This window comes from Subdoligranulum variabile (assembly GCF_025152575.1).
In the GTDB taxonomy this organism is placed as follows: domain Bacteria; phylum Bacillota; class Clostridia; order Oscillospirales; family Ruminococcaceae; genus Gemmiger; species Gemmiger variabilis.
Window position 1 is genome coordinate 3,151,427 of sequence record NZ_CP102293.1, and the last position, 15,352, is coordinate 3,166,778.

General features: G+C 50.8%; 16 protein-coding genes. 6 read left to right on the forward strand and 10 right to left on the reverse strand.

All coding sequences use genetic code 11. The features are described from left to right. Position 1 precedes the first annotated feature (1 nt). On the reverse strand, positions 2-907 hold the full coding sequence (locus NQ490_RS14880) for a diacylglycerol/lipid kinase family protein (RefSeq protein WP_242654974.1): 906 nt from the start codon (positions 905-907) through the stop codon (positions 2-4). 189 nt (positions 908-1,096) lie between these two features. On the opposite strand from NQ490_RS14880, the gene NQ490_RS14885 reads away from it, so the two are divergent. Next, positions 1,097-1,786 (forward strand): DUF421 domain-containing protein, encoded by a 690-nt coding sequence (locus NQ490_RS14885; protein WP_007046355.1) that lies wholly within the window; start codon positions 1,097-1,099, stop codon positions 1,784-1,786. Positions 1,787-1,846: 60 nt separating this feature from the next. Here the strand turns inward: NQ490_RS14885 and NQ490_RS14890 are convergent, their stop codons facing one another. Both NQ490_RS14890 and NQ490_RS14895 read right to left on the reverse strand, forming a co-directional pair. Continuing rightward, on the reverse strand, positions 1,847-2,383 hold the full coding sequence (locus tag NQ490_RS14890) for an NADH peroxidase (RefSeq protein ID WP_040917561.1): 537 nt from the start codon (positions 2,381-2,383) through the stop codon (positions 1,847-1,849). A gap of 105 nt (positions 2,384-2,488) precedes the next feature. Beyond that, the gene (locus NQ490_RS14895; protein ID WP_040917560.1) at positions 2,489-3,046 is read right to left on the reverse strand and encodes a Gx transporter family protein; all 558 of its coding nucleotides are present in this window, start codon (positions 3,044-3,046) and stop codon (positions 2,489-2,491) included. Between the two features lie 259 nt (positions 3,047-3,305). Here NQ490_RS14895 and NQ490_RS14900 point away from each other — a divergent pair, with 259 nt between their 5' ends. From NQ490_RS14900 to NQ490_RS14910, 3 genes are all read left to right on the forward strand, one after another. Next, on the forward strand, positions 3,306-3,899 hold the full coding sequence (locus NQ490_RS14900; RefSeq protein ID WP_040917559.1) for a DUF4358 domain-containing protein: 594 nt from the start codon (positions 3,306-3,308) through the stop codon (positions 3,897-3,899). A 220-nt stretch (positions 3,900-4,119) separates the two neighbouring features. After that, on the forward strand, positions 4,120-5,373 hold the full coding sequence (locus tag NQ490_RS14905) for an MBOAT family O-acyltransferase (RefSeq protein WP_242654973.1): 1,254 nt from the start codon (positions 4,120-4,122) through the stop codon (positions 5,371-5,373). Positions 5,374-5,389: 16 nt separating this feature from the next. Beyond that, positions 5,390-6,574, forward strand: a complete 1,185-nt coding sequence (locus tag NQ490_RS14910) for a DHHW family protein (RefSeq protein WP_050764680.1) — start codon at positions 5,390-5,392, stop codon at positions 6,572-6,574. Positions 6,575-6,641: 67 nt separating this feature from the next. On the opposite strand, the gene NQ490_RS14915 is transcribed toward NQ490_RS14910, so the two are convergent. From NQ490_RS14915 to NQ490_RS14930, 4 genes are read right to left on the reverse strand one after another with little or no spacing between them, the layout of a single operon-like run. Continuing rightward, complete coding sequence (locus NQ490_RS14915) at positions 6,642-7,586, reverse strand: hypothetical protein (RefSeq protein ID WP_147644657.1); 945 nt, start codon at positions 7,584-7,586, stop codon at positions 6,642-6,644. After that, the gene (locus NQ490_RS14920; protein ID WP_007046348.1) at positions 7,553-8,551 is read right to left on the reverse strand and encodes a hypothetical protein; all 999 of its coding nucleotides are present in this window, start codon (positions 8,549-8,551) and stop codon (positions 7,553-7,555) included. Before NQ490_RS14920 ends, NQ490_RS14915 begins: the two co-directional genes overlap by 34 nt. After that, the gene (locus NQ490_RS14925) at positions 8,541-9,773 is read right to left on the reverse strand and encodes a spore germination protein (protein ID WP_007046347.1); all 1,233 of its coding nucleotides are present in this window, start codon (positions 9,771-9,773) and stop codon (positions 8,541-8,543) included. Before NQ490_RS14925 ends, NQ490_RS14920 begins: the two co-directional genes overlap by 11 nt. After that, positions 9,655-9,987 carry a hypothetical protein gene (locus NQ490_RS14930; protein WP_050764678.1) on the reverse strand — a complete coding sequence of 111 codons (333 nt, stop codon included), beginning with the start codon at positions 9,985-9,987 and terminating at the stop codon, positions 9,655-9,657. Before NQ490_RS14930 ends, NQ490_RS14925 begins: the two co-directional genes overlap by 119 nt. Positions 9,988-10,051: 64 nt before the next feature. Between NQ490_RS14930 and NQ490_RS14935 the strand changes: the two genes are divergently transcribed. Both NQ490_RS14935 and NQ490_RS14940 read left to right on the forward strand, forming a co-directional pair. After that, positions 10,052-10,714, forward strand: coding sequence for a DUF421 domain-containing protein (locus NQ490_RS14935; protein ID WP_007046346.1), 663 nt, complete (start codon positions 10,052-10,054; stop codon positions 10,712-10,714). Between the two features lies 1 nt (position 10,715). After that, on the forward strand, positions 10,716-11,084 hold the full coding sequence (locus NQ490_RS14940) for a DUF4363 family protein (protein WP_040917558.1): 369 nt from the start codon (positions 10,716-10,718) through the stop codon (positions 11,082-11,084). Here the strand turns inward: NQ490_RS14940 and nrdR are convergent. Genes nrdR through NQ490_RS14955 form a run of 3 tightly spaced genes read right to left on the reverse strand, consistent with a single transcriptional unit; the run spans position 11,064 to position 15,206 of the window. Then, positions 11,064-11,537, reverse strand: a complete 474-nt coding sequence (nrdR, locus tag NQ490_RS14945; RefSeq protein ID WP_007046344.1) for a transcriptional regulator NrdR — start codon at positions 11,535-11,537, stop codon at positions 11,064-11,066. The two genes, NQ490_RS14940 and nrdR, sit on opposite strands and share 21 nt — an antisense overlap. Before the next feature lie 24 nt (positions 11,538-11,561). Continuing rightward, a complete protein-coding gene (gene secF, locus NQ490_RS14950; protein ID WP_007046343.1) occupies positions 11,562-13,880 on the reverse strand; it encodes a protein translocase subunit SecF in 2,319 nt (772 codons plus the stop codon). 45 nt (positions 13,881-13,925) lie between these two features. Further along, on the reverse strand, positions 13,926-15,206 hold the full coding sequence (locus NQ490_RS14955; RefSeq protein WP_040917557.1) for an aminotransferase class I/II-fold pyridoxal phosphate-dependent enzyme: 1,281 nt from the start codon (positions 15,204-15,206) through the stop codon (positions 13,926-13,928). Positions 15,207-15,352: the final 146 nt, after the last annotated feature.

The window sequence follows — 15,352 nt, forward strand, 5'->3', positions numbered from 1 at the left end:
CTTACTCTCCCATAGCCTGGAGTACAGGCGCATTTTGTGCGAGTTTTGGCGGCAACAAGATATGAATGCTGCGACGCGCCACCTCTGCGTGCAGATTCATCTGGGGCGAACATTCGCCGTCCAGTGTAGTAATCAATGGACGAGCATCCAGTACCTGGATGTCAATGGAACTTGTACGAAAAAAGGTCATGTAAGGAGAAAAGGGTTTGGTAACTTGACCGTCCGGAGTAAGGTGCTGTCCCTTGCGATAGGATTGTAAAAGCCCCGCCAGGCGAAGCCTGGGGACCGGTTTGAGCAGGACCACATCAAGCAAACCGTCATCCATGCTGGCGTAAGGCGCGGCACAATATCCGCCACCGTACATCTTTGCATTACAGATGGCAAGCATCATATAGGTGCCCTCCAACTCTTCGGAATCAGTTCTGATACGAAGTGTATGACGGAAGGAACTGCATATTGCCTCTAGAATGGAAAGCGTATAGGCTGTCGTACCGCCGCACAGCGGTACGCGCCTCCATTTGGGTATACCGTTAGCCACCTGCGCATCAATTCCGGCAGCATAAATATCAATGCCATAGCCCTGTGGCGTGCGGATAAGATCAGCCGGATATGACAGAGCCGACAGCTGGGCATCCAGATCCAGAAAATCGGACGGCGTCCCAAAATTGCGAACATAATCATTCCCGCTTCCGCAAGGAATACATCCGACAGAAACCTGAGAATGACCAGCGGCACCCTGCAAAATTTCATTCAGTGTGCCATCACCGCCACAGGCATAGATGCGAACTTCTTCCCCGCTCTCTGCACAGGCGGCAGCAACCTCTCGGGCGTGTCCCGCCCGGCGGGTCACCACGACGGAAGGCGTAACTCCGGCACGATCCGCGGCAGCCCGGATTTGCGGCAGCAAGGTTACGCTTGCATCCGCCTTCCCGGCGGTCGGGTTGATCACAAACAGATAACGAATCGCAACCGCCTCCCCTTTTTATTTGGATAGATACAAGTAGTATTTATTGTAACTTTTTCTCACCAAAAGTGCAAGAGGGTGGGATAAACTGTTAGAGTTTTGCCCAGAATAACCGATATCGGAGGGAGTTCTATGCAGCAAGTATTTCTGGAGGTGGGGCAGGTAGCTCTGACCAGCGTTTTTTCTCTGGCAATGATGTTTCTGATCACACGCTGGGGCGGAAAACGCCAGATTGCACAAATGAGTCCATTTGACTATCTTAATGCCGTTACCGTCGGTTCCATTGCGGCGGAAATGGCCACCAATCTGGAGGCCTGGTATCGCCCGTTCACTGCCTTGCTGGTATATGGCATAATCACCTGGGCAGTGGAGGTTTCTGCCTGTAAAAGTATTGCATTACGGACTTTTTGGAGTGGTCGTTCGGTAATCCTCATGAACAACGGCGTCATTCTGAAAGAAAATCTACGGCGTGCCACCATCGATCTCAATGAATTCCTGGGACAAGCACGGATCGCCGGTTACTTTGATCCAAATGAGATTCAGACTGCCATTTTGGAAAACAACGGCCAGATCAGTTTTCTGCCTAAAAGTGAAATTCGCCCTGCCAATCCGCAGGATCTCGGAATCGCTCCGGACCCGACCAGTGCCTGGTATGACCTGATTCTGGATGGGCGTCTTCTTTCGGATAATTTAAAAGCGGCGGGCCGTGACGAGCGCTGGCTGGATGATCAGCTGCACCGTATGGGAATTGGGCAGTGTAAAGAAGTCTTCTATGCAGCGTGCGATAAGCAAGGCCGTTTTTTTGCTTGTCGTGGCGAATAAAAGAGATAATAAAGGGGCCGGAGCAAATGCTCCGGCCCGATTTACGCCTTTTGGAGTAAATTATTTGAAGTAGCGGTCCAGCAGGCCCTGCATGCCGCGGCCATGACGAGCCTCGTCTTTGGCCATTTCGTGAACAGTGTCATGGATGGCATCCAGGCCCAGTTCCTTCGCCTTCTTGGCGATGTCCATCTTGCCTGCGCAGGCGCCACACTCGGCATCCACACGCATCTGCAGGTTCTTCTTGGTGCTGTCGGTCAGCACTTCGCCCAGCAGCTCAGCAAACTTGGAAGCGTGCTCGGCTTCCTCAAATGCGTAGCGCTTCCAAGCCTCAGCGATTTCGGGGTAGCCCTCGCGGTCAGCAACACGGCTCATAGCCAGATACATACCGACCTCGCTGCACTCGCCGTTGAAGTTCTCGCGCAGACCCTGGAGAATCTCCTCCGGAGCATCCTTGGCGATTCCGACAACATGCTCGGTCACATAGGTGTTATCTTTCTTTTCAATGAACTTGGAAGCCGGCGCCTTGCAGACGGGGCAGAACTCAGGGATGGAACCTTCGGCAATGTAGCCGCAGACGGTGCAAACATATTTCGTCATAATGAATAGCCTCCTGTTGTTGATATAGCTCCTAAGACGCATTCCTGTGTCTTTGGTGCTATTATAGCGTCTTATTCCTACAATGTCAATAGAGTTTTGCGTAATTTAAGAAAAAATCTTATTTTTACTTTGGAATGGAGATCTTTTATGCATTCCCTTTCGCAGAGCGTCGGGCAGTGCCTTGAAAAGAGCAGAAGTCAGAATATTACTTACTGCTCCCACCACAATTCCGGCCACAAGTAGGACCGGTGCATAGGCCAGAGCCAGGGAACTGGAAAGCAAAACACAGGCTCCTGCCAGCTGGCCCAGATTATGTGCCAGCGCACCGCACACACAGAATAAATAGCCGCTTACCGAAAAAGGAAGGTGAAGCAAAATCACAAATACCAGTAAAGAAACCAATCCGCCACAGCCGGAAAGAAACCCGGCAGTCACCCCGCGAGTCAGAAAAGCAAACGCCGCTTTGAGAACAACAAGTAAAACAGCGGTACGTGTGTGCAGAAAGAGAATCGCATACATGACCACAATGTTGGAAAGTCCCAGTTTCAGGGCCGGAATAAGTCCCAGAAGCGGTGTGACGCATGACTCCAGCCAGGAAAGAGCAAGGGCCAACGCAAACAGCATGGCCGTCAATGCTACAGATCTTGCTTTGGAATTCTGCACAGTAAGTCTCTCCCCCTTTTGTATGCTCTTCTGCGAGTGTACGGCAAAGTCCCCTTCTTTGTCAAGGCCACAAAAAATTTACATGGATTGTGGCGCTTTCACTAGGGGTTTCGACGGAATACGGGTTGAAAAAACAGCTAAAATAGTGTATTCTAATAAGGTATTCCGAGATAGTACGGAACATCGTGCGGATGACCGGAGAACGCAATTCCGGCATACCGGCAGATTTTACGATCAAGCAATAAAGGAGAACAATCCCATGAAAAAATTACTTCCGATTCTTTTGTGCGCGGCGATTCTTTTGGCCGGCTGCAGCAAGTCTGGAGATTCTGAAACGACTTCTTCCGGCAGCGAGGCTTCTTCTGTTTCCGAGGCTGTAAGTTCCGAGGAAACATCGGAGGCGGCTTCTGATTCCGCGTCCCAGGGTTCCGAGGCCGAGGAAGTAGCTCAGACGGAGAATCTCGACAGTGCTGTCGCTGCGCTGGAGGCCGTCAACCCCATCAACAATCCGATGGCGTACAGTGATTTTGATGTAGAGAACACCTTGATGCTGAATAAGGACAACCTTGTGGCGTACAAGGGCGATGTGAGCAATACGCAGTCTGATTGTGGACTGGTTTTTGTGGCACAGGCCAAGGAGGGCAAGGCCGAAGAGGTAGAATCCGAACTGCAGGCCTATAAAGAGAGTCTGACCGCCAACAATCTGTATGCTGAGTTTGCCGATCTGACCGCGCTTGCGAAAGATGCGCGTATTGTCCGAAACGGGAATTATGTTGCGATGGTGATTGCCAGTGTCGATGTAGGCGACTATACCGAGATCGATAAAGTATTGGAAACGGCATTGAATTTCTGATTCTCCTGCACAACGAAGCTCACCGGGCCGTTACCTGCTTTGGTAACGGCCCTTTTATTTTTGAAAAAGAGGAGCACACATGGTTTTCAATAGTGTGGTGTTTTTGTTCTGCTTTCTGCCTTTGGCGTTGCTGATCTATTACATAACCCCCGGTCGGGCCAAAAATGCAGTCCTGCTTGTGGAGAGCCTGCTCTTTTACTGCTGGACAGGGGTTACATTTTTGCCGCTGATCCTATGCCTGATCCTATTCAATTATGTTTGGGGGCTGGTGACGGCATCGGCTCGGGCCAGATTGCGGTGGCTCCTGCCCCTGATAGCGGTTTTTGTCAATCTTGGGGTTCTTGTCTATTTCAAATATACCAATTTCCTGATTGAAACGTTGAATCGGATTGCGGGCCTCGGGCTTTCGTCGTTGGACATTGGAGATGTGCTTCCCCTTGGTATCAGCTATTACATCTTCAAGATCATCAGCTATGAGGTTGATGTCTATACAAATAAGGTCAAGCCTGAAAAAAATCCCATCACATTTGCCAGCTATGTGCTCTTCTTCCCGCAGTTGATTGTCGGCCCCATTGTGAAATACCGCGACATGGCGGAACAGTTTCACAAACGCTCTGACCGTTGTCATCTTGCACAGATCGAACAGGGAGCCGAGCTTTTTGTCTTTGGCCTTGCCAAAAAGGTGATTCTGGCAGATTCCATCGGCGCCTTGTGGACGGATATTATTGGAAATGGAGGCATTGGTCTGGCCAATGTTTCTACTCCCTTGGCGTGGCTGGGCATTCTTGCCTATTCCCTGCAGCTGTATTTTGATTTTGCCGGTTACAGTGAAATGAGCAATGGTCTGGCCGCTATGCTGGGGTTTGAATGCCCCGTCAACTTTGATTTACCGTACATTTCCGGGAGCATTACGGAATTCTGGCGGCGCTGGCACATCTCGCTTTCCAGCTGGTTCCGGGATTACATCTATATTCCTCTTGGGGGAAATCGCAAAGGAAAGCCCCGGCAATTGTTCAATATGCTGCTGGTTTGGGCAGCTACCGGGATATGGCATGGCGCCAGCTGGAATTTTATCTGCTGGGGGCTGTACTATTTTGTGCTGCTTACGATCGAAAAACTGTTCCTTTTGAAATATTTGAAGAAAGGCCGTGTTTGGCCGCATCTTTATACGCTTTTCCTGGTAGTACTGGGATGGGGTATTTTTACAGCCAACCAACCGGGTGCGCCGCTGGGGCTTCTGATGCAGAAACTTTTTGTGCCCCAGAGCGGAATTTCTTCGATTTATTATCTTCGCAATTACGGCGTATTCTTGCTTCTTGGCTGTCTATGCTCTTCTACAGTGCCCCGCAGGCTATGGCATAAAATTGGTCGCTGGATGCCTCTTAAAGTGGTGCTCTTTGCGGGGCTGACGGTACTGTGCATTGCGTATGTGGTGGCGGCAACCAATTCCACGGCTCTGTATGCCAATTTCTGAGAAAGGGGAAAACCGTATGTCAAAGGTTATTTATCGGAAATCCGGTCGTCGAACGGTGCACCCGATCCTGCTTTGTGCGGCGCTGCTGCTCTTTGGTTTTTCTCTGGTGAATGTTGTCTGGCCCAAGCGAAAACTGATTGAATTGGAAAACAGAAACGCTGCGGAACTTCGCGCACCGACCATCGCTGATCTTCTGGATGGCACCTGGCAGCAATCTTTTTCTTCCTGGATGCAGGATCAGTTCATACTCCGCGATCAGTGGATTAACACCCAGCGCGCTGCGGATGAGATGGTTTTTCAGAAGGTGGAAGAGGGGGGGATCCTGCTGGGAAAGGATCACTGGATGTTCACCAAGCTATTTACGGTAGATGAGACCACACAGAAGCAGCTTGACAAAAATATCCAGGCAGTTTCGGACTTTGCAGCCAAATACCCCGGTAAGGTGACGTTTTTGCTGGCACCTTCTGCCAGCGCGATCTATCCGGAGATGCTTCCTGCCGGCGCCCCCATGGTGGACGAGGACAGTATGCTGAATGATATTTTCGCAACAATCGGTCAGTACGCGGAAGTACTGGATCTGAGGAATACCTTTACCGCCAGTAAAGAGGAATATCTTTATTTCAAAACAGACCATCACTGGACGCCCAACGGCGCGTATCGTGCGTATGAGCAATTCTGCAAGCTCAAAGGGCTTTCCCCGTTTGACCGCACTGCACACGAATCTGTTACCATCAATGGTTTCCAGGGAACACATTATTCTGCAACTCGTCTGTGGAATGTTGAGGATGACTCCATCACCTATTATCCGTTGGACAATCAAATGACTATTTTCGATGTTCCATCGGAAGCACAGTTTGAGGCAAACCGCACGGAAAATCTCATCAATACGGAAAAATTTGAAACGAGAGACAAGTATGCCGCTTTTCTGGATGGAAACAATGGCTATTCCGTGGTTGAAGGCAATGGGACCGGAAGCATTTTGGTTGTAAAGGATAGCTACGCCAACAGCTTTGTCCCTTACCTTACCGAAAATTATGCGAAAATTGGCGTAATCGATTTCCGCAATTTCCGGTATGGGTTGGATTCCACCATAGAAAAAGAAGGGTACGATCAAGTGTTGATCCTTTATAATTTCCAAACTTTCCTTGCCGATAAAAACCTGATCAACATTATCCGTCCCAGTTCCCTGCAAGCCTCCTGATACCTTCCAGAAAAAACGCCGCAGAAGAAAAATCTTCTGCGGCGTTTTTTGCTGTGCTGATGGGAAATTAGTCAATCAGAACTTTCAAAACAGAGGATTGAAACGCGCTTTCCGGGCCGTACAAGCAGGCTTGCCAGAAACGAAAATGGAAAGGATCTGCACCAGCCTGCTGCATTTGCCGCTGCAAATCCGCAAAACCTGTCTGTAATTCCTGCTGTAATAAAGATTTCAGAGAAGATGGCTCGACAGAAGAATCCAGTGCCGTCAGTGTCACATCCCTTAGATGCAGTTGTATTTCATTTCCGTCGGCGATAATATACGCTTTTGCCTCGCATGCTGCTTTACCGAAAGCAAAGGTGCCGTTTAGCACAGAAGTCTGCCCGCACAGAACCGCTGCCAACTGTGCTTCCTCCACCCCTGTATAGCGTATTGCCGGCTCATTCTCTGCCAGCAGGAGGAAGTCATATCCACCGCCAGGGCGATATCCAGGAACGGCGCAAACGTTTTTTTGACTAAACAATTGCTGCAACCCGCAGTGCACCTTATAGATTTTTTCCGAGGCTTTCATGTTCAGATAAAGGGTACTTCCCTCTTCGGCCCAGCTTTTGGGAACCGTATTCAGAATGAATACAGAAAGTTCGGGAGCCGGTTGGGCATTGTCATATAGAAGTGCGCCGATTTCCCGGGCAGTTGCAAGGTCTGTGTCAGAGGGAAAGGCGACGAGATCCAACAGGCCGTAGTATACCTCGCCATAAAGAGATTGCTCAGCTCGTTCAAGAGCCTGTGCGGGAGTCTTTCCTTGGGCCGCAGAAATTTTGTTTCCATCAGATTCCGACTTGGCATTCTGATCAGCCAGCACCAGGCAGGCGGAAAACTGTGTTCCCTGGCGTGTAAAAAGAACGCCACGTACAATTTCGCGCTCAGAGAGAGATTGTCCTCCGCAACCGCATAATAGCAAGCCTATGAGCAAACACCCGTTTACAAGCCATGCTTTAGTTTTCGGCAAAGCCATGCCGCTGCACCTCCTATTCCGGCCAGCAGAGCGAATCCCCAGGTCAGCATGCTGCGCTGCTGCATAGCTGTCTGAACATCCGTTTTTTGCAACAAAGCACACAGGAGCCAAAGCCCTCCCCCATATAGGGGAAAGTTGCGGAGCGAAACGGAGAGACCTTTGTTTTCCTCTTTGCGCAAAAGTAAACAGATCGCATACAGATAAAGGGACAGCTTCAGCGTAATCGCCATGATCCACAGAATCAGCTGTAAACTTTCCAAGCGATTGAAGACTGACAAAGCTCCGCAGCGAGCTGCCGCGTGGATGGGATCGATACGGATCGGCATGGCGGCACCGTAGAAAAGTTCTAAAACAAGATGCATGCCCACATCGAACCACAGCGCAGCCGCAGCCAAATGAAGTAAGGCATGCCGGTGCTTGGATTTGGACGGCGGCAGCAAAGCTGGAAGCAGATATTCCGGATATAATGTGAGCTGCTCTTTTGCAGCCGTGGCAAAGTCATTCGGTTGGAGTTGAACTATCTGTAAATTGGTGATATGAAGCCGTGGCAGAACCGTCAACAACATAAAACCCGTGGCCAGAAGCAGCAGACACAGTACAACATGCGCAGTTTGGGAAATAGCCGACACTCTTCGCAGATAGATAACTGGAAGCAGTGTCATCAAGCAAATTGCTGTCATCGAGAGCATTCCGGGGTACAATCGCTGTGCTAAATCCCGGAAATTCAAGATTTCCAGCGCAGATGTGTAGAACAGCAGCGCCGCAAACAAAAGTCGAAGGGCGGGACTTTCTCCGCTTCTCCAGGCACGGGCAAACAGCCATCCGGTGCCAGCCAGTAATGGCACACAAACCAGCGCTGTTGCAGCGCCCGCGCGTGGCCAGTAGGCGCTTTGGCTGCGCAGCAAGACATTGACAAGCACCCCCACTGTCAGAGCAGCAAGAAGGCTTGGGCAATCACGTTTCATCCTTGCCAATCACCTCCCCGAACCTGGAAAGATCAGACCAGATACTTCGCACAAATCCATCTCGCCAGCTTGTACGGCTCAGGGGCATCAGTGGATAGAGGTAGTCATATCCAAAAGGCTCGCTGCCGCAGGCCATGGCAAGGATAACAAGCGCTGCACAGGCAAGCCCAAGAACGCCGAAAGATCCAGACAGGAGTATGACTGCAAAGCGGAACAGGATGGACTGCTCGTACAGCGACGGGACCGCCAGTGTGGCAACGGTGGCGGCTGCCGCCATTGTGAGGATCGGAACACTGACAATCCCGGCTGAAACGGCCGTCTCCCCTATGATCAAGGCACCCACAAGACTTACCGTGTGACTTATGGATTGCGGCGCACGCAGACCGGCTTCCCGGACAATCTCCAGCAGAAGTGTGACACTCAGCATTTCCAGCATAGGAGGTAATGGTGTGCTGACTTCAGCCTGGGTCAGCTTGGTCAACATCTGGATAGGGATAATTTCCGGTGCGAAAGAAACTGCCATCACATAGAGCCCCGGCCCAAATACAGAAAGTAGAAAGGCAAGATACTTTAGAATCCGAATCAGCCCTGAAAAAACAGCGCCGGATGCGTAGTCGTCCAGACATTCAAAGTGCTCCGCAAAAAAACTGGGGACAACAAGTGCATAAGGGCATCCGGAAACCATGACAACAATTTTTCCTTCGCATAGGCGGGCACAGGCAGTCGCTGGCCGTTCTGTGTAGGCGGCTGCCGGAAAAAGATTCAGTTTGTCCTGTTTCAAAAAAGAAGCAAAGTAGGCACTGTCCAACAAAACCGGCAACTCGACAGAGGACAACTTTTCCCGCAAAGCATCTACGGTCTCTTTGGGCGCCAATGCACGGTCATAGCATATACAATATTCGGTTTTGGATCGAGTATGGGCGGTCTGAATTTCTACAATGAGTGTTTCCGTGCGAAACTGCCTTCGCAAAAGAGAGATATTGTTCCGGAGCAATTCTGTAAAAGCCTCCTGGGAGCCTCGCATATTTCCTTCGCCTGTAGGAGTGCTGATAGACCGCTGTGGCATCTCCTGGGTGGAAAACGCCACGGCGCGGCGACAGCCGTCAATCAGAAGCAGCGTCATTCCGTTGCACAGCAGTTCCACAAAAGAAGTCCAGTCTTCCGCGGGAGCCGGTTCCGCGGGAACCATACTTTGGGTAAGCAGATAATCGCACCAGATCATCACTTCCGTTCAGCATAAGCAGATCGTGATCCAGCATTTCCAGTGCCAGATGGCAAAGCTTCTCTGGGGAAGACAGCCCCGTGAACATCACAATCGCGCAGGAAACGCCGCTGATCATGATTTCCTTGGTATAGAAGTCTCCGGAATCGCCAAAAATGCTTTTCAGAATCCGCAGATTTTCCAGTAAGGATCGATTCAATCTTTTTTGCTGCATAGGATTCCCCCTCGTCAGGCATTAGTGTTGCCGGGTATCAGGGAAAATATGAGGAGGCCAATGGATGCTTTCAGCAATTTTTCGAACCATTGTCGTCTATGCTACCGTTGTGGCTGCACTGCGCCTGATGGGAAAACGCCAGTTGGGTGAGTTGCAGCCTTCAGAACTGGTGACAACGCTGTTGGTTTCCAATGTTGCGTCAATTTGTATCGATGAGCCGGATCTGCCATTACTATCCAGCCTGGTTCTGATTATTCTTCTGACGTCGCTGGAGATCTTCAGTTCTACGCTGGCGTATCTTAACCCTACCTATGCACGAGTCCTCTTCGGCAAACCAATCACGGTGATTCGCGACGGAAAAATTGTACAGGAGGCTCTGCCTCGTCTTCGCATCACGGCGGGAGATCTGATGGAGGCGTTGCGGGGGAAAGATATCTTTTCCCCCGATGAAGTTCTTTGGGCGGTCGTAGAACCAAACGGCCATATCAGCACCGCTACGGTAAAGAACAGCAACCAAGAAAAACCCATGCTTCCGTTACTGATTGATGATCAGATCTATCATGACAATCTGCAAGCACTGCACCTGGATGAAAAATGGCTGGATAGTGCTCTTGCTAAAAGAGGACTCGACCGTCGGCAGGTTCTTCTTGTCTTGTATAACGGAAAGCAACTACTGCTGGTACAAAAAAAGACCACCCCGAAGGGTGGTCCGGAAAGGATCCTGTGACTTGAATCGCAATTGGTATGCAGCATTTTTGCTGGCAGTGCTTATTTTCCTGCTGTACATCGCTGGGCGTTATGTGGATAACAACACACAAACTCTGACCCGGGAACTCGATGTCGCATATAATCTTGCTGTATCAGGAGAATACGAACAGGCCAAGCAGGCATTCCAGAAAGCAGCACAACGCAGCGAAGAAAACAGCCCAGTCTGGATGCTTCTGATCCGTCGCAGCCTTGTGGATCAGCTCAATCAAACACTGGCAACTATCCCCTCTTACGTATCTGCAGAAAATGTGGCAGATTTAGCGGTAGAGACTGCGCGTGCCCGTACCCAGGCACAGCAGATTCGGGAATCATTTTTCAGCTGGTTTTGAGCGGGTATCCAGCATGTCTTTGAGTTCTTCCATGAAGGTATTCACATCGCTGAACTGCCGATAAACCGAAGCAAAACGCACATAAGCAACATCATCCATCTTCTTCAGTTCCTGCATTGCAAGATCGCCGATATGAATCGAAGTGACCTCCCGATCATAGGAGTTCAGCAGCATCTGCTCGATGCGGCTTACAGCGTCATCCAGCTGCTGATAGCTGACAGGCCGCTTTTCGCAGGCACGTAGCATACCGTTGAGCAGCTTCTGGCGGTCAAACACTTCACGCGAATGGTCTTTCTTGACCACCATCAGCGGGACCGTTTCTACGATCTCGTAGGTGGTGAAACGCTTTTTGCAATTCAGGCATTCACGGCGGCGGCGGATTTTTTCGCCGTCTTCAGTAGGACGGGAATCAATAACTTTGGAATCAACTTCACCGCAGTATGGGCACTTCATGGCAGATTCCTCCTCTTAGCCAACTCAGGCTTTCTTTTTGGCAGGGGCTTTTTTATGCATTTTCCAGTCGACCCACAGCGGTGTGGCAATGCAGATCGTGCTGTAGACACCACTGATCATACCGAACAGCAGCGGGAAAGCAAAGGTGTAGATACTGTCAAGACGATAAACCACCGACACGACGCAGATAACACCCAACGCCAGGCAAGTGGTAATGGAAGTCATCAACGAGCGGGAGAAGCTCTGGTTGATGGACAGATTGACCAGTTCCTTCAGGCCCATCTGCTTTTTGCCGAACAAAGCGCTATTTTCCCGAATGCGGTCATAGATAACAACGGTATCGTTGATGGAGTAGCCCAGAATGGTCAGCATCGCGGCGATAAAGTTGCCATTCAGAGGAATTCGCAGCAGGACAAAAACACCAAAGATGATGAACATGTCGTGCAGCAGCGCGACCACTGCCGTGGCACCGGCTTTGAGGCCGCCGATGCGGCGGAAACGATACGCGACATACAGCAGAATCAGGACACAGGCGGCCACCAGTGCAACAAGGCTCTTGAGCAGGAACTCGTTGCCGATGGTTGCATCCACGTTGCTGACTTCGTTCTGGACAAACTGATTGTCGGGGTATTGCTCATTCAGTGTTGTCAGCAGACCATCCAGCTGATCAGTAGAGAGGGTTTCGCTACCGGGGAGCGTGATAGTCAGCGTCTGTCCACCCGAAATATCCGAGCCGGTCTGCAGCGTCAGATTGCTCTGATTGAGTTCGGTGCTGACCGTGTTCTTCAGCGCATCCAGATCCGCATCTCCCTCATAAGCCAGCGTAATCATGGAACCGCCTTTGAATTCCACATCCATGCTGACACCGAATACAGCAGAGAAAATTAAAACAATAGCGATGACACAGCAAGAGAAAGCATAGAACTTCTTGCGGTTGCCGACAAAGTTGATGGTCGGGGTCTTGTATTCGGCACCGCCTTCCTTTTTGCCGCCGTACAACCAAGGATTGCGCAGAGCCTTGCAGTGAACGGCACCACGGATCATAACACGAGTAGCCCACACACCAAAGACGAAGTTGAGCAAAACACTGGTCAGCAAAGTAAAGCCGAAGGAATAGATGGTACCGGCTGTGGACGGTCCGAACCAGAAGAAGATCGGATTAAAGACCTTGGCCCAGAAACCATCCGTGGGACCAAACGCCCCCATCAGGATGGCGGCCACGATCACGATGGTGACATTGCCGTCGATGATGGGCGTCAACCCCATTTTAAAGCCGCTCTTAATGGCTCCATCAAGAGTTTTGTTCTTGGAAAGTTCTTCCTTAATGCGTTCCGCTGTAATAACGTTGGCATCCACGCCCATACCAATGCCGAGAATAATACCAGCAATACCGGGCAGCGTCAGAGTGGATCCCGGGAAAACACTGAAATAGCCGGAAACCACAGCCAGCGTAGCACAAACCTGTCCCAGCAGGGAAACCGCCGCAATGGTACCGGGCAGGCGATAGCGCAGAATCATGAGCAACGCTACCAGTACAAAGGCCACAATACCAGCCAGAACCATTACTTCCAGGCTTCTGGCACCCAGCGTCGGGCTAATGGTGGAATAGCTTTCTGCAGAAAGTGCGAACGGAAGAGCGCCGGAATTAATCTGGTTGGCAAGCGTTGCGGCGCTGTCCTGATCAAAGTTCCCCTTGATGATAGCCTCACCGCCGGTAATGGCCTCATCAACCGAGGCAGTGGAAATGTTCTCATCATCCAGCCAAATGGAAATCGGATCGCCGCTGGCGGCCAGTTCCGTCGTGGCATCGGCAAACGCCTGCGCCCCTTCACTGCTGAACTTCAGCTGGACAACCCAGCCGTCGGTCTCGCTGTATGCAGCATTGGCGGAGGTTACATCATCGCCGCTGAGAATCTCTTCCCCGTCGGCAGTTGAACCTTTTCGGAACACCATCTTGGCGGTAGTACCGATCTCATCGATAGCCGTCTGAGGGTTGAAATCAGACTCCCCCGTTTTCCACGGAAAACGAACGATGATACGATCTTTGTTGCTGTCGACATAGCTTTCATAATCGGTAATACCCAAGCCCACAAGACGATCTTCAATGACCGTTTTGGCGGCAGTCATCTGCTCGGGTGTCGCATCCACATCCCCATCCGGCATGAAGGTGACATCCACGCCGCCGCGAATGTCGATGCCGAAACGGATATCCGAAGCACCTTTTACATAGGTATGCTTGGTGTCACCGTATTGATAGCTTACACCGAAGATGGCCGTAAGGGAAAATACAACGATCAAAATTGCCACGACGAACAACGGCCATGACTTCCCTCTCTTGTTCATAGAAACCTCCAACAATATGCCCGCACCGGCGAGCGGGATACTTTATTACTGCTGGTCAGCCAGCAGTTTTTCAACAACTGCCAGGCGTACGCAGACGCACAGCAGCGCAGAAGCAGTTTCGACCTCGTCCAGGCTCGGATACGTCGGCGCAATGCGCAGATGGGAGTCGTCGGGATCCTTATGGTACGGATATGCGGAGCCGGCACCCGTCAGGGTCAGGCCGCAATCCTTGCAGAGCTGGGCCACGCGCTTGGCACAACCGGGCATTACATACAGGCTGATGAAGTAACCGCCCTTGGGATTGGTCCAGTGTGCAATGTCTCCGCAAGGAGTCAGCTGTTCCTCAAAAGTGGTCTTGACCGCGTCAAAACAAGGAACCAGACGACGGCGATGCTTGGCCATATGTGCCAGAACACCTTCCTTGTTCTTCAGGAATCGCACGTGGCGCAGTTGATTCATCTTGTCATAGCTGATGATCATGGCAGAGAACCGCTTGCAGATGTACTTCATGGAGTTCTCACTGCAGGCAAAGGCAGAAACACCGGCACCGGGGAACGTGATCTTGCTCGTAGAAGTAAACATGAAGACCCGATCCTCTGTGCCGTACTTTTTGCTTTCGTTGAGGAGTACCGGCGTTTCGATGATCTCATCCGTGAGGTGGTGAACGATGTATGCCTCATCCCAGAAAATCTTGAAATCAGGGGCAGCGGTCTTCATAGCAGCAAAACGGCGGATTGTCTCGTCGCTGTAAGTATAGCCATCGGGGTTGGAATACTGAGGCACACACCAAATTCCTTTGATCGTGTCATCCTCAGCCACTAGTTTCTCAATCATGTCCATATCGGGACCGTCTTCGGACATGGGGATATTGATCATCTCGAAGCCCATCTCTTCGGTAATCGCAAAGTGACGATCATAACCGGGCACAGGGCACAGGAATTTACGCTTTTCCACCTGAGACCACGGACACGGAGATTCCGGGTAACCGAACATGAAACCGATGGCCATCAGATTGTACATGAGCTGCAGGCTGGAATTGCCGCCGACAAAGACTTCGGCAGGCTTGACGCCCATGACATCGGCAAAAAGTTCCCGGGCCTCATACAACCCTTCAAGATTGCCATAGTTACGGGCATCAAAACCATCATCGGTGGTATAGTCGTCCATTTTCAACAGATCCATCGCCAGGTCCATCTGGTGAGGGCCGGGTTTGCCGCGCGCCATGTTGAGTTTCAGGCCCATATCCTGAAACTTTTTGTACTCGGCCGTCAGACGGTCCTTCTCAGCGGTCAGTGCGGCATGGTCCATTGCAAAATAGTCTGCCATATCATTTCCCCCTATAGTTATAGTTTCCTGCGGCATCCCCTCTATTTTGACGCAATCGCAGGCATACACTACATTATATACGATTTATGCGAAAGAAACAAGCATTTTCTTTAGTGTTTACCTATAAAAAGATAAAAAAACGAAAA